10 protein-coding genes are annotated in these 14,485 nt (G+C 57.8%); 3 read left to right on the top strand and 7 right to left on the bottom strand.

Annotated features, from left to right (window positions below; all coding sequences use genetic code 11):
• The first annotated feature begins 79 nt into the window (after nt 1-79).
• Nucleotides 80-637 carry a metallophosphoesterase family protein gene (locus M8006_RS13635; protein WP_250083128.1) on the top strand — a complete coding sequence of 186 codons (558 nt, stop codon included), beginning with the start codon at nt 80-82 and terminating at the stop codon, nt 635-637.
• A 146-nt stretch (nt 638-783) separates the two neighbouring features.
• Here the strand turns inward: M8006_RS13635 and M8006_RS13630 are convergent, their stop codons facing one another.
• The 4 genes from M8006_RS13630 to M8006_RS13615 form a co-directional block, all read right to left on the bottom strand.
• The gene (locus M8006_RS13630; RefSeq protein WP_250083127.1) at nt 784-1,716 is read right to left on the bottom strand and encodes a cation diffusion facilitator family transporter; all 933 of its coding nucleotides are present in this window, start codon (nt 1,714-1,716) and stop codon (nt 784-786) included.
• A 70-nt stretch (nt 1,717-1,786) separates the two neighbouring features.
• On the bottom strand, nt 1,787-2,224 hold the full coding sequence (gene nirD / locus M8006_RS13625) for a nitrite reductase small subunit NirD (protein WP_250083126.1): 438 nt from the start codon (nt 2,222-2,224) through the stop codon (nt 1,787-1,789).
• 46 nt (nt 2,225-2,270) lie between these two features.
• On the bottom strand, nt 2,271-4,820 hold the full coding sequence (gene nirB / locus M8006_RS13620; RefSeq protein WP_250083125.1) for a nitrite reductase large subunit NirB: 2,550 nt from the start codon (nt 4,818-4,820) through the stop codon (nt 2,271-2,273).
• Nucleotides 4,821-4,822: 2 nt separating this feature from the next.
• Nucleotides 4,823-6,124 (bottom strand): NAD(P)/FAD-dependent oxidoreductase, encoded by a 1,302-nt coding sequence (locus tag M8006_RS13615; RefSeq protein ID WP_250083124.1) that lies wholly within the window; start codon nt 6,122-6,124, stop codon nt 4,823-4,825.
• Nucleotides 6,125-6,850: 726 nt separating this feature from the next.
• Here M8006_RS13615 and M8006_RS13610 point away from each other — a divergent pair.
• A complete protein-coding gene (locus M8006_RS13610) occupies nt 6,851-9,610 on the top strand; it encodes a nitrate reductase (protein ID WP_250083122.1) in 2,760 nt (919 codons plus the stop codon).
• Nucleotides 9,570-10,472, top strand: a complete 903-nt coding sequence (gene cobA, locus M8006_RS13605; protein ID WP_250083118.1) for a uroporphyrinogen-III C-methyltransferase — start codon at nt 9,570-9,572, stop codon at nt 10,470-10,472. The genes M8006_RS13610 and cobA overlap by 41 nt, the downstream gene beginning before the upstream one ends.
• Nucleotides 10,473-10,524: 52 nt before the next feature.
• On the opposite strand, the gene M8006_RS13600 is transcribed toward cobA, so the two are convergent.
• The 3 genes from M8006_RS13600 to M8006_RS13590 form a co-directional block, all read right to left on the bottom strand.
• On the bottom strand, nt 10,525-11,211 hold the full coding sequence (locus tag M8006_RS13600; protein ID WP_250083116.1) for an SDR family oxidoreductase: 687 nt from the start codon (nt 11,209-11,211) through the stop codon (nt 10,525-10,527).
• A gap of 100 nt (nt 11,212-11,311) precedes the next feature.
• Nucleotides 11,312-12,580 carry a nitrate regulatory protein gene (locus M8006_RS13595; protein WP_250083114.1) on the bottom strand — a complete coding sequence of 423 codons (1,269 nt, stop codon included), beginning with the start codon at nt 12,578-12,580 and terminating at the stop codon, nt 11,312-11,314.
• An 81-nt stretch (nt 12,581-12,661) separates the two neighbouring features.
• Entirely contained in the window at nt 12,662-14,014 is a 1,353-nt protein-coding gene (locus M8006_RS13590; RefSeq protein ID WP_250083112.1) for a NarK family nitrate/nitrite MFS transporter, read from the bottom strand.
• Nucleotides 14,015-14,485 lie beyond the last annotated feature (471 nt).

Below are 14,485 nucleotides of genomic sequence, written 5' to 3'. Positions count from 1 at the left end.
TGGATGCGTTTGCGAATTTTATCGGATCTTCATTTGGAGTTTTTTGACGGTAATCGTGAACTGCCTGAGGTGGATGCCGATGTTGCGTGAGGAGCTGGCGCTCGAAGCTGAACGACTCGATATTGAGCTTCTGGACAATCGTGCCGTCACCCTTAACGGCGTGCGTTTTTACGGCACTACGCTATGGACAGACTTTGCCTTGTACGCTGACAACCCGACGCATAATCCAGAAGACACGGCCGCAAAAGCGAAACGCTATATGCCTGATTTTCGTATTGTCGAATCAGCGCCCGGTACCATCATGACCCCCGAGGCAAGCAAAGCGCTGCATCAAGAGGCCTTGAATTGGCTGACAGAAGTACTCGACGACCGCTTTGACGGCACCAAGGTCGTGATTAGTCATCACGCCCCAATGCGTGAGTGCATTCCTGCCCAGTACACAGGTGATACGCTTTCCCCTGCGTTTGCATCCCACCTTCCACAGCTGATGGGCAAAATGCATCTATGGGTACACGGTCATGTCCATGAGCCAGTCGATATGTGGCGCAAGGGCACGAGAATCGTTGCCAACCCTGGTGGTTATCCTGATGAGTTCAGCCCGCCGTTGTTTAAACCAGATTGGGTGGTGGACCTGTAAGGCTCGGGAGTGATAGCGATATCGTCGCCGCCATGGTGCTCTTCCCCCGAGCGAGTCGATGATGGCGTATGACCAGTAAAAGAGACAAAATTCTGAACAAACGCGCAAGACGATCAGCGAAAAACAGGGCGGCTGGGCCGCTCTGTTCAGTGATGGGGTTCAACCAGCAGCCCACAAGAGGGCGCGGCCCAGCGGGTGTCGGCGGTGAACACCACGTCGCAAACCACAGGGGAGTAGCAACGCCTCACTTCTTCATCGACTTTCACTCGCAGCTTGTCCTGGGCCGCAATGGAAACGTCAGGTGTGGCGGGTAATACCACATGCACGATGACATACAGCAGGCGGCCGGGGCGTACCATGCGCACACGCACTTCTTGGGTGTCGATATCCGCCAGCGCACGCCCGACGGCCTGATGGACCGGCTCTGCAAGGGCTTCTTCTGGTGTTTTGTTGAGCAGTTCCTTCAATGCCTGGGAGGCCATGCGGACCGGTACACCCATGCACATTACGACAACGGCAATGACCAGCAGCGGGTCGACATAAGGAAGTACGTTTTGCCAGTGGAACTTTTCGAAGATCAGCACTAGGCAAAAGGCAGCAAGGACCGCCGCTGAAATCACGCTGTTGACCACCCAGTTCGCTTTGTCGGCTTCCACCAGCGGGCTGCTGACCGAGCGCAGACTGCGGTGCATGACCCAGGCGGTTAGCGAGCACGCAGCGGTCGCAAAGAGGGCGTAAGCGATGGCGATGCTTGCGGCAATAGCGCGCCCGCCGGTAAGCAACGCGGCAATCGCATCGACCAAGGCGAATATCGACACGCCAAAAATCAGTAGCCCTTTGCACAGGTTGACTAGCGACTCGAAGTAGCTGTAGCCAAACGGGTACGACTCGCTATCCGGGCGGCTAGCCAGGCGACTGACCTTGATGGTGACCAGCGCAACGCCGAAATAGATCAGGTTGAAAAGTCCATCCAGCAGAATTGCCTGGGAATTGGATGCCAGTGTCGCGGCAATGCCTGCACAGCCGATCAGCAATGCCATGAAGGCGGAAAAGGCTAAGGTATGAGACTCGGTTTTCATGGCGCCACTGCCCTGAGAGCTTGATAAAAGCGACAGTATAACAGTAGGGCATGTTAACGAGGGGTTGGCGCTAGCCTTCCACCCACACCGCATCGCCTTTAAATGCAATCTTCCAGGTGCGCAGCTTGACGTTCTCATCCTCCAGGCACTGGCCGTCTTCCAGGCGAAAGTACTGTTTGTAGATGGGCGAAGCGACGACCGCTGAACCTTTAAGGTCGCCAATAATCCCCCGTGCGATCACGTTGGCGTTGGAGAAGGGATCAAAGTGGTCGAGGGCGTACAGTTCATCCCCCTGCCTTTGTTGCCCCTCGGGTAAATAGAAAATAGCGACCTGGACGGGGCCGTCGGTGGTTTCCAGCCAGGCGGCGACGCCGGAGTATTCCACTAGGTCTGCCTTGGTACAGACTTTTTGCCACGCCGTGTTGTTTTCAGAAGCGTGGTTTTCAAAAGTCGTGCTGTTTTGAAAATCCGCCATATCCATGTCTTTTTTTAGTGCCGTTGCGTTCATGGGTGCCTCGCTTTTATTCAGTGATAGTGAAAATGAAAAGAATTGCTTAAGCGGGCCGTAGCTGGCCGCGCTCGGAGGTCATAATGATCGACGGATCCGGGCGCTCGTCGTTAACGAAGCTGCGGAACCGCTTGAGTTTCTCCGGGTCGCTGATCGCGTCGGCCCATTCGCACTGGTAGGTATCCACCACGCTTTGCATCTGGTGTTCTAATTCATCGTTAATGCCCAGGCTGTCTTCAAGAACCACCTCTTTGAGGTAGTCCAGGCCGCCGTCGAGGTTTTCGCGCCACACCGAGGTGCGTTGCAGGCGGTCGGCCGTGCGCACGTAGAACATCAAGAAGCGGTCAATAGTGCGGTAGAGCTGCTCGTCGTCCAGGTCAGTGGCGAACAATTCGGCGTGGCGCGGGCGCATGCCGCCGTTACCACAGACATATAAGTTCCAGCCGTTCTCGGTAGCGATAATGCCGATGTCTTTGCTCTGGGCTTCGGCGCACTCGCGGGTGCAGCCGGAAACGCCAAACTTGATCTTGTGCGGTGAACGCAACCCCTTGTAGCGGTTCTCTAACCAGATCGCCATGCCGACGCTGTCCTGCACACCGTAGCGGCACCAGGTGCTGCCCACGCAGGATTTCACCGTACGCAGCGATTTACCGTAGGCGTGGCCGGTCTCGAAACCGGCGGCAATCAGCTCGCTCCATATATCCGGCAGGTCTTCCAAGCGGGTACTAAAGAGGTCGATACGCTGGCCGCCGGTGACCTTGGAGTAGAGGCTGTATTTTTTGGCCACTTCGCCGAGCACGATCAGTTTGTCTGGAGTGATCTCGCCACCGGCCACACGCGGCACCACCGAGTAGGTGCCGTTTTTCTGCATGTTGGCCATAAAAGTATCGTTGGTGTCCTGTAAGGAAATATGCGACGCGTCGGTGATCGGTTCGTTAAAGCAGGAAGCCAGAATCGAGGCCACCGCGGGTTTGCAGATATCGCAGCCCAGGCGGTGGGTGTCCTGGTTGCCGTGCTTGTTGATCAGCTCGCTGAAGGTTTTGATGCCTTCCACGCGCACAATGTCGTAAAGCTCTTGGCGGGTATGGGTGAAGTGCTCGCAAATCGATTTGTCGACGTCCACGCCGCGGGCTTCCAGCTCATGGTCGGCCACGCTTTTGAGCAGCGCGCTGCAGCCACCGCAGCCGGTACTGGCTTTGGTATCGTCTTTCACCCCAGCTAAATCTATCGCACCCGCATCAATGGAGGTGCAAATATCGCCCTTAGAGACGTTGTGGCAAGAGCAGATGGTGGCGGTTTCTGGCAGCGCACCAGGGCCTAGCGTAGGCGCTGCGCCGCTACTTTGCGGTAGAATCAATGCGGCGGGTTCATCGGGCAACTCAATGCCGTTGGCGTAATACTGCAGTAGCGTGTCGTAGGTGCTGTTATCACCCACTAGCATGGCCCCCAGCAGTTTTTTACCGTCACTCGTTACCACCATCTTGCGGTACACCTGAGTGAGCGGGTCGAGGTAGCGAAACATGCGGGCGCTGGGGTTCTGGTTGCCGTGGGCGTCACCAATAGAGCCCACATCCACACCCAGCAACTTTAGCTTGGTGCTCATATCGGCGCCGCCAAACTGCGTATCGCCACCCGTCAGCGTCGAAAGCGCGGTTTTGGCCATCTGGTAGCCAGGGGCGACCAGGCCAAAGATGCTTTGGTTCCACAGCGCGACTTCACCAATCGCGAGGATGGCCGGGTCGCTGGTTTGGCATTGGTCGTCGACTACCACGCCACCGCGCTCGCCGATCTCAAGGCCGCACTCGCGAGCTAATTGATCCCTGGGGCGAATGCCCGCCGAAAACACGATCAGGTCGGTTTCCAGCACCTTGTCGTCCTGGAATACCATCCGGTGGCGGCTTGCGTCACCGTCTTCAATGCGCTGAGTCGCCCGTTCAGTAAGCACCTGAACCCCCAGCGCTTCGATTTTTTCGCGCAGCAGCTCGCCGCCCTCGGTATCTACCTGCATGGGCATTAGCCGTGAGGCAAACTCGACCACGGCGGTATCCAGGTTCAAGCCGCGCAGCGCATTGGCGGCTTCCAGACCGAGCAGTCCGCCGCCGACGACCACACCGTTGGTGGCGTTTTCCGCCGCCGCGCGAATGTTGTCCAGGTCATCCAGCGTGCGATACACCAGGCAGCCGTCGCGGTCATTGCCGGGAATCGGCGGTACGAAAGGGTACGAACCGGTGGCCAGTACCAGCTTGTCGTAGGGGTAACGGCCCTGATCGGTCACTACGTCTTGCGAGTCGCGATCAATCTCGATCACGGCCTCGCCAGTGCGCAGCGTGACGCCGCTGGTGGCGTAGTAGTCGGCCTCGCACAGGGCGAGCGATTCAGCGTCGCGACCGCTAAAGTATTCCGAGAGATGCACCCGGTCGTAGGCGCGGTGGCGCTCTTCACCAAATACGGTGACCTGATAGTGCTCAAGGGCACTGCTATCAACGAGTTGCTCGACTAGATGGTGGCCGACCATACCGTTGCCAATAATGATGAGTTTCGCTGGGTTTGCCGTGTTGTCGGCATTGTTGCTGGCATTCACTGTTGGGGTAGACATGGTTAAGCCGCCTCTGAAGTCGGGGGTTGAGTATCTTGGGGTGACGCCTGCGCGGCTTGCAGCGCATTGACGTCCGCGGCGCCAAACAGCAACGCCTGGCGACAGGCACTTAGGTCGTGACCGGCCAGCGCCTGTTCGAAGTACCAGGGGCCGTGTTGGGTGTCGCCGTAGAGAACCGCGCCTTCTATGCGCCCGTCGCGCAGGAGCAGTCGGCGGTAGTCGCCGCATTCCAGGTCGTGGTAGCAAAGTTCGTCGTGCTCCGGCGCCGCCTCGGTGGGGCCAAAGGCGTAAAGCGACACGCCACTGATTTTAAGCTTGGTGGCGGTGGGTGCCTCTCGATACCCTTCGTCTGCGTCGCCGCAAAGCGCGGCCGACAGCGCTTCGACCTGGTGCCAAATAGGCTCGACCAGGCCATAGGTATGCGTTTCAAACTGACAGCACTCGCCCAGCGCAAAAATATGCGGATCGGAGGTGGTGAGTTGGCGGTCTACCTTGATGGCACGGTCGGTGGTAAGGCCGGCCCGTTGGCCCAATTCGGCGTTGGGGGTAATGCCGGCGGCGATAATCACGCTGTCGGTGGCGAGTCGGCGTCCATCATTAAGAACGGCAGCGCAGACGCGACCGGTAGGGTCACCTTCAAGCTTCGCCAGTTGAGCACGGGTGACAATATTAAGCCCGCGCGCCGCCAGGGTATCTTGCAGCAGACCAGCGGCGGTGGCGTCCAACTGGCGGTTCATTAACCGCTCGCTGCGTTGTAATACGCTTACCGCTAGCCCCTGGCCGCGTTTGCGTAGTCCTTCGGCGGCTTCCAGGCCCAACAGGCCACCGCCAATGACCAGTGCGTTGCCACCTTGCCGGGCAATGGCTTCCAGTGCGTCGGCATCTTCCAGATCACGAAACCCATGGATGCCATCAAGCTCAATGCCCGGCACGTTGGGCAGCGCCGGGCTTGAGCCGGTGGCCAGTACCAGCCGGTCATAATGGATGGCCTGGCCCGCGTCGGTTAACAGCGTGCGGCTGTCACAGTCGATGGTCTCGACGCGTTCGCCCAGCTTGAGCGTTACATCGTTGTCCTGATACCAGTCGGCATCGCGAAGCGTTAGTGCCTCTGGTTGCATATCACCGGCAAGCAACGGCGAAAGCAGAATGCAGTTGTAAGCGGGCACCGGCTCTTCCCCAACCACGGTGATTGCCCTGGGGCGATGGGGGTGATTGACCAGCGCTTCCACTAAACGGTGGCTGGCCATGCCGTTACCGATAATGACCAAGTGGTCATCGGGTGAGCACCGGGAAAAGCTTTCCATGGGTGGCTCCTCTTGTCGTTGCGGCTCTTGAGCACCAAACAAAAAAACGCCCCTGTCGCACCCTCAGTTCAGCAATTTGCAGAAAGAAAGCGCAGCAGGGGCGTCGTTGCCCGGTGCGTTGTTTAACGCGTGGCCGCCGCCATTGGCCGCCAGCTGATTAAAACCTTACGTTGTTCCAAGCAAAGAACTGGCCAACTGGTCATTAATCAATATTTATTCAATAACGTCAGCCGCTTAGATATAGATAATAGATCATCAGTAGCCCTGCTCTTAGAGTGGGCTGCACAGTGATGGTGCGAAAAGGACAAGTTGCGCACTCTCATATGTCATTTAGCGTGCACAGAGTGCCAAAAAGCACGCTGCGTGATGATTTTTTTATTCTTTAACTATTTGTTTTTAATTTGTTATTTTTAAATAGTGCGGTTGTCGGCTTGGCTCTTGCGGCTACCAAGGCAATAAGTGAGTTAACAAGGGATAAGCGCTCATTGCTAGGCGATGGCAGAGAACAATTCCAAAGCCGCTCGAAAAATAACTAGCCGTTAGAAAATGTGTAGCTGTTTGAATTAAAGTAAATTTTGCACCGACGAAGGTGCGCTGCAGCAACGACGCCCAGCCCTCTTCTCTTAATGCGTTTATATAGCGCCTTAGAGAACGGGACTGGGCGTTTTTTATGCCAGGCATTTATATATGTATATAAGGCGTTCAAGTACGACCCGAGGAGTCGCTATGCGAGGGGCAAAAGCAGGGCAGCAGACCAAAACGATGCAGCAAGCCAAAACCACATGCCCTTATTGCGGCGTTGGCTGTGGCGTGACGGCAACCGTTGAGGCGGGCACGCTGAGCGCGGTCGAGGGCGACCGCGAGCACCCGGCTAACTTCGGGCGGCTGTGTGTCAAAGGCTCAGCGCTGCACGAAACGCTGGGCGATCAGGGCCGTTTGATCAAGCCGCGTGTGGATGGCGAGGAGGTCTCGTGGGAGCAGGCGTTAGACGCGACCGCTGAACGGTTGACCACACTGCGCAATGATCACGGTCACCAGTGCATGGCGGCGTATCTTTCCGGTCAATTACTGACCGAAGACTATTACGTCGCCAATAAGCTGTTTAAAGGCTTCTTGGGCACGCCGCATCTGGATACCAATTCGCGGCTGTGCATGGCCTCGGCGGTGGCGGGGTACAAACGCGCCTTCGGTGCCGATGCGGTGCCCTGTAACTATGAAGACTTGGAAGAGGCTGAACTGGTCGTGGTGGTGGGGTCCAACCTGGCCTGGAATCACCCGGTGCTTTATCAGCGTATCAAGGTCGCCAAAGAGCGTAATCCGCTGATGCGCGTGGTGGTGATTGACCCCCGCGTGACCGACAGTTGCGAAATTGCCGATCTTTACCTGGGGGTAAAACCCGGCACCGATGCGGTGCTGTTCAACGGCCTGCTGGCCTGGATGGCGTCCAAAAACAAGCTGGACACGGTGTATCTTGAGCGCCATACCCGAGGCTTTGATGATGCGTTAAGCGCCGCCCAGCAGTCGGCCCGTTCCGTCGCTGAGGTGGCGGCTGCCTGTGAGGTGGATGCCGAGCGGCTGGAAACATTTTATTATTGGTTCGCCAGCCAGCTGCATGTGGTCACGCTTTACTCCCAGGGGATCAATCAGTCGTCCAGCGGCACTGACAAGTGCAACGCGATTATTAATTGCCACTTGGCGGGCGGCAAAATCGGCTTGCCGGGGGCAGGGCCTTTCTCGATCACCGGCCAACCCAATGCCATGGGTGGGCGCGAGGTGGGCGGCCTGGCCAACCAGTTGGCCGCGCACATGGATTACGAGACACCCGGCGCGCGGGAGCTGGTCAGCCGCTTTTGGGCCACCGACAGCCTGACGCCGATCCTGCCGAATGGCCCAGGCTATAAAGCCGTTGAGCTGTTTGATGCCATCGAGCGCGGCGAGATAAAAGCGCTGTGGGTGATGGCGACCAACCCGGCGATTAGCCTGCCGGATGCAGTCCACGTGCGCGCCGCACTGGAAAAGTGCCCGCTGGTGATTGTCTCGGAGTGTGCGGCGGATACCGACCTGCTGCCCTACGCCGACATTGTGCTGCCCGCTTCCGGATGGTCTGAAAAAGACGGCACGGTGACCAATTCCGAGCGCTGTATTTCGCGCCAGCGGGGCATGTTGCCGCCACCCGGCGAGGCCCGCCACGACTGGCAGATCATCTGCGATGTGGCCAAACGGCTGGGCTTTACGGAGGCGTTCGATTACACCCATCCCAGCGAAATATTCGACGAGCATGCACGGCTTTCGGGCTTTGAGAATACCGCTACCATCCCGCGGTTGTTCGACATTTCGGGACTGGTCGGTTTGGGTCGCGACGGCTACGACGCGCTTACGCCGATTCAGTGGCCGGTGAACGCCCAGGCCCCGCATGGAACAGCGCGCCTATTTGAAAATGGCCAGTTCGCTACGTCTGATGGACGCGCCAAGCTACTGCCGATTACGCCGCGTGGGCCCGAGCAAGCGCTCAGCCCTTCGTACCCCCTGCGTCTCAATACCGGGCGGATACGCGACCAGTGGCATACCATGACGCGTACCGCCCGCGCACCGCGGTTGATGAACCACCGCGCCGAGCCGTTTATGGAGATACACCCGGAGGACGCCCATGCTGCCGGGGTGGTGGATCAAGGGCTGGCGGTGTTGACCGCCGCAAAAGGCGAGTTTCGCGCTCGGGTGCGGGTATCCAATGCCCAGCGCCGCGGTGAGATCTTTGTGCCTATTCACTGGACGGATTGCTTCACCCGGCTGGCGAGAAGCAGCGCGCTGATTGACAGCATCACGGATCCACTCTCCGGCCAGCCGGAATCGAAACACGGTGCTGTGACGCTGGCGCCCCTGGCCGATGACTGGCAGGCTACGCTGCTGGTCGCCGATGGGGCCGTTGAATCAACCCCTTGGACCAAAAGCGCCTACTGGACGCGAATTCCCATGCGCGGCTTGCAGCGCTGGCAACTGTCTGATACCCAGCCGATGGCCGGTTGGTTAGCACAGCTTGAAACCTGGCTACCCGGCGCCGTATCCGTCGTCAGCCAAGACTCCGCTAACGGGCGGTTGCGCGCCGCCTGTGTGGAAGACGGTCAGCTGCGCTGGTGGCTGATGGTCGGCCCGCCCAAAGAGTTGCCAGGGTTAGCGTGGCTGCAAGCGCGATTTAACGAGGCGGTACTGAGCGATAGCCACCGTCGCCGTTTGCTGGCAGGTTGCAACGACGGTGCGGCGGATACCGGCCAGGTGGTATGCAGTTGCCATCAAGTGGGCCAAACCGCCATCATTAATGCCATCCGAGAGGGTGACACCTGCGTAGAAGCGTTGGGTGCTAGACTCGCCTGCGGCACCCAGTGCGGTAGCTGTATTCCCGAATTGAAATCACTTATTGAGACATCACTTGTTGAAGAGGAACGGCCCAATGCCCGCGCTAAGCAAACCCCTAATTCTGAAGTGGTTTAACGCTTTTATGCGCTTGTCGCACCGCGCTTGCTCCCTATCGGCACGGCATGCTGACGAGGTATATGTGCCGCTGCAGGGAGGGCTGGATAAGTGCCGCGCCGGACAGGTCTATTTGGTCGGCGCCGGTAGTGGCGATGTCGAGCTATTAACGCTCAAAGCCGCACGGCTGCTGATGCAGGCGGACGCCGTGGTGTATGACCGCCTCGTGGGCGATGATGTGCTGGCGCTGATTCCCAAAGGCAGCGAGCGCTACTACGTGGGAAAGTCCCGTGGCCATCATAGCGTTCCCCAGAATGAAATTGGCGCCTTAATGGTTAAGCTGGTGGGCGAAGGGAAGTCGGTGGTGCGCCTCAAAGGCGGCGACCCGGCGTTCTTTGCGCGAATGGGCGAAGAGCTGGATGCCCTGGCCGCCGCCCAAGTACCTGCGGCCATTGTGCCGGGTATTACCGCGGCCTCTGCTGCTGCCGCCTGTATGGGCATTCCGCTGACCGATCGCGGCCATGCCCAACAGCTGCGCTTTATCACCGCCCAGCTATGCCGAGAAGACGGCACCCCGGACTGGGCGGCGCTGGCGCGCAAGGATGAAACCCTGGTGTTTTACATGGGGCTTTCCAAGGTCGAGGTGATTTGTCACGGCCTGCGCCAGGCGGGGCTGCCGGATGCGTGGCCGATTATGCTGGTAGCCAATGCCAGCAAGCCCGAGCAGCAATCGCTGGTGGGTTCGCTTGCTGATATGCCGGAAAAACTCGCTGCACTCCCTTTGCCGTCACCCTGCTTGATTGTGGTGGGCAGCGTAGTGCAACGGGTCTCGGTAAGCCCGGCATCCGCTGAGAACCAAGCGCGCTATGTCGGCGAGGTTTGAGATTTTCCCCGCGATATGCCCGTTTAGCACCGCCGTGACCGTTGAAATCGTGTTATGCCAGCGGTGGGGTGGGGCGAATCAACATTTCGTTAACGTCAACATGGGCAGGCTGCGATAGCGCGTAAATGACCGCATTGGCAATATCGCGGTCTGCCAGCGCATGCTCGGGCGGTTCGTCAAAGAACGGGGTATCGACCATGCCGGGCTCAATCAGCGTTACTCGCATGCCGGTACCGCGTAGTTCTTCGCGCAGGTTATAGCCGATACCGGTCACTGCCCACTTCGAGGCGCTGTACATAGAGCCGGGAATGGTTGCGCGGCCCGCTGCAGAACCGGTGAGGAGTACATGGCCTTTACTGCGTTTGAGCGCCGGCAAGCAGGCTTGAAGGGTAAGTCCTACGCCGTAAACATTGGTGAGAATCATGTCTTTCCAGCGCTCGTGGTCGGCCTCGCTGAAGCCCCCAGGTGTGCCGCCGCATCCGGCGTTAGCGAAGACGGCGTCAATCTGGCCAAACGTTTCCAACGCTTCGTTGACCATGGCGCGTTGGTCATCCATCTGGGTGACATCGAGCGCACAGACCAGCACGTTTTCTGGCCCTAGCTCTTGGGCAAGCGCGGTGAGTTTGTCCGTTGATCGGGCGGCTAGCACCAGTTTATAGCCTTCCCTAGCAGCAGCACGCGCCGTGGCGGCGCCGATTCCACTAGAGGCTCCTGTGATCAGTAATACGCTTTTATGCATCGTTTGCGTTCCTTACGGTTAACCATCAATGGCCTCTAAGCATGGCTAAGTGAGCGCGGTTATGCAAACCGTAAGCCTGCAAACGAATAGGGTGGAACAGTCAGTGACTGTCTTCTTTGCGGTTAAGCATGGGGGATAGGTCAAGAATCGACTGGGCCATATCGGCCATGCTTTTGCTTTTGTTCATCGAGGTGGTGCGCAGGAAACGGTAGGCGTCTTCTTCATTCATACCTTGGTGGGCCATGATCAGGCCCTTGGCCCGCTCGACCAGTTTGCGTTCGCGTAGTGCTTTGCGGGTATTTTCTAGTTCATCGCTCAGCCCCTGTAAGCGGCTGGACTGCGCCTGGGTGAGCTCTATCAGCGAACGGCCAAGCGGAGAATTAAGTGCGTTGGCGGTCAAATCGCCCAGCGGCTCTGAATGACTTAATGCCAGCAGCTGCTCGCAGGGCGCTGGAGTGTTGGCGCAAGATTCGGCTTTGGCTTTTTCCAGCAACGCGCTGGCTTGATGTGTTTTTTCATGGCACAGCGCGGCGAGCTGAGCGTTGAGCGCATCTTCCACACGTTTGATGCTATCAATGCGGCGCGTCGTTAGCTCGTACCAAGCTTCACCCATCGACGCTGACTCTGGCGTATCAGGATGCGACGCGCGCTGGCAGGCAATATCGCGCAGCTGGCTGATGCTGGAGAGCGTGCGGTGCGATAACTCTTGCTGCCAGCGTTGTTGTGCGTCGGGTGTGGCAAATTCTACAAAAGTATCAAAGCAGCGCTGTTGGTCAGTGATCAGGTGCGCGAGTAGCGAGCTGTGGGCATCGTCAAAATGCCCTTGGGTAAAGCCGAAAGCACCACAGGCGCGCTCTTGTCCGGCCAGCTCTTTCCCCTGCATCAAGTGAAAAATAGCCACCAGGGCGCGGGTGATATCCGGGTCGATGGCCGTATCGGCGGCTTCAAATACAATGGTTAGCAAACCGCTGGTCAATTGATTAAACGCTTGGGTGGCGGCATCTGGTGTAATGGCGAATGTCTCAATGGCGTGGCGCAGCGTACTGAGCTCATCGAGCGCGTACCACACGGTGGCAATACGCCGTAGCAGGCGTGCGGCGGCCTGAGGGCGAACTTCTTCGCTTAACGTTTCCAGGCGGCGGCGCATTAGCGCTTCGGCATCTTGGCTATGCTGCTGATACGTGGCGCGACGCTGTTTAAAGCGTTCGCCCTGAGAGACTAAAAAAATCGTCGATGCACCTCGCTCACGCTGCAACATGTGAATAAAGTGACTGATATCGCCGACAATTTCACAAATGGTCGCAAGATGGGTGAGGTTGTCGATATCGCAACGTTTGGCGGTTAACGGTAGCTGTTGAGCTGAAGACATAATGCAGTTCCTTGTGGCTTACCTCCATGTGCTGCGCACGTCCAGAGACGTGCGCAGCAGGCGCCGTGTAACAGGCGGTGTTTAGCGTAACGAGAGCGCACCGGCGCCGGTGTCCTCACCGACCGCATCGCGGTAGGCAATGGCCGCTTCGGTTTCTTGAGCATCGCTGAAGCGTACCAGTAAGACGCTTGAGGCCAGGGCCAGTACGGCCAAACCTAGGTAAAAGAGGCCCTGCTGGTAGGTTAGGCTTTCGCTTCGGAATAAGAAGGCGGCAGAGACTGCTCCGACGTTGCCGCCCGCGCCCACGATGCCGGCAACTGCGCCCAGCGCTTTTTTATTGATAAACGGGACTACGCCGTAGGTGGCGCCTTCGGCCATCTGCACAAACAAGCTGAAAACCAGCATGATACCGATCGCCAGGCTTAATACGTGCATCTGTGAAAACGCAATCAGGGCAACCCCTTCGCAAATTAGGGCGACCAACAGCCAACGCACGCGGCCCTTTAGCCCGCCATGCTTGGCAAACAGGTCAGAAAACACGCCGCCCAGGGTGCGCGCAAAAATATTCATCAAGCCAAACAGCCCGGCGATCACCCCGGCAGTGGCGAGTGTGAGATCAAAATTATCGAAGAAGTAGATCGCGGCAATGTTGTTGATGGTCAGCTCCACGCCAAAGCACAGGCCGTACACCACAAATAGCGCCCAGACTCGAATGTCTTTCGCCGCTACCATAAAGCATTGTAATGCGCCGTTTTCACCACTGGCTTCAGGTAGCTCGCCGCGGGCGCGCAGCTCGTCAAAGTTGCCGTCAGGTGCGTCTTGTGTAAACAGCCAGTAGGCAATCCCGGTGCAGAACAGCACAACGCCCGGTACCACCATGGCTAACCGCCAGCCCAGCGCTTCGTTAACCCCCAGCATCAACATGCCGGCAAAAATCAGCGGCATCACGATCTGCGTGGTGCCGCCGCCTAGGTTCCCCCAGCCTGCGCTGGTGGCGTTGGCCGTGCCGACCACGTTAGGCGCAAACATAATGGAAGTGTGGTACTGAGTGATGACAAACGATGCGCCAATGGCGCCAATGGCCAGGCGTGCGATGAGAAAGGTTTCAAAGCTATCGGCCAGGCCAATGCCCATGACGGGGATCGAGCCTAGCAATAATAAACCTGAGTAAGTCTTACGCGGCCCGAGGCGGTCGCACAGCACGCCAATCAGCAACCGCACGATGACGGTGATCGCCACCGAGGCGATAATCGTGTTGCCGATTTGCGTCTGGGTAAGTGCTAAATCCTCACGCACCACCGCCATGAGCGGGGCAATACCGAACCAGCCAAAGAAGCAGAGGTGGAAAGCAAACCAAGAAAAGTGGAACGCGCGCATCTGCGGCGTGGAGAAATTGAGCAACCGAATGCGGTTGGCTTTGTTGCGAATATCCATGGGGTGGCCTCACGGGTCGAGTGACGAGATCAACATCAACACGCCGCGTATGAATCATGCGGCGTCGTCGGTTTACGAGAACATGCCTTCGCCATTGAAGGTCAGGTTCGACGCACTCGTACCCGCTTGGGCCTGGTCCACGCCTACCATTACTAGTAGGTATAAGCAAAAAAGTGGCCAATAAAATATTTTATTAATTTTATCAGCTGGTTACCGTTATTCATGTTGGCGGGGGATGCGTGTTATAGCCACGCACATGCTGCATGGTGGGGCATAGGGGCGTTACCTATGACTTAGATTGGTGCTGACGATGGCCGCTAGCTGTCGTGTAAACAGAAAAAATAGCCGTTTTGATACGCCGTTCATTGCGTCGGCACAGCACACCAACGCCACTTTTTAGTTATCACGCACGCGATTTGTCTGTTAAGTCCCTATCTGATCTCGGTACTCGATACGGTAAGATGGTGTAAA

Source organism: Halomonas llamarensis (genome assembly GCF_023555005.1).
Classification (GTDB): domain Bacteria; phylum Pseudomonadota; class Gammaproteobacteria; order Pseudomonadales; family Halomonadaceae; genus Vreelandella; species Vreelandella llamarensis.
Note: the sequence above shows the minus strand (reverse complement) of the source record. Positions and strands in the feature narration are given on the sequence as shown.

Coding starts and splice junctions, on each gene's coding strand:
- M8006_RS13630 (WP_250083127.1), bottom strand. CDS start 1,716: ATGAAAACCGAGTCTCATACCTTAGCCTTTTCCGCCTTCATGGCATTG.
- M8006_RS13595 (WP_250083114.1), bottom strand. CDS start 12,580: ATGTCTTCAGCTCAACAGCTACCGTTAACCGCCAAACGTTGCGATATC.
- nirB (WP_250083125.1), bottom strand. CDS start 4,820: ATGTCTACCCCAACAGTGAATGCCAGCAACAATGCCGACAACACGGCA.
- M8006_RS13590 (WP_250083112.1), bottom strand. CDS start 14,014: ATGGATATTCGCAACAAAGCCAACCGCATTCGGTTGCTCAATTTCTCC.
- nirD (WP_250083126.1), bottom strand. CDS start 2,224: ATGAACGCAACGGCACTAAAAAAAGACATGGATATGGCGGATTTTCAA.
- M8006_RS13635 (WP_250083128.1), top strand. CDS start 80: ATGTTGCGTGAGGAGCTGGCGCTCGAAGCTGAACGACTCGATATTGAG.
- cobA (WP_250083118.1), top strand. CDS start 9,570: ATGCCCGCGCTAAGCAAACCCCTAATTCTGAAGTGGTTTAACGCTTTT.
- M8006_RS13600 (WP_250083116.1), bottom strand. CDS start 11,211: ATGCATAAAAGCGTATTACTGATCACAGGAGCCTCTAGTGGAATCGGC.
- M8006_RS13610 (WP_250083122.1), top strand. CDS start 6,851: ATGCGAGGGGCAAAAGCAGGGCAGCAGACCAAAACGATGCAGCAAGCC.
- M8006_RS13615 (WP_250083124.1), bottom strand. CDS start 6,124: ATGGAAAGCTTTTCCCGGTGCTCACCCGATGACCACTTGGTCATTATC.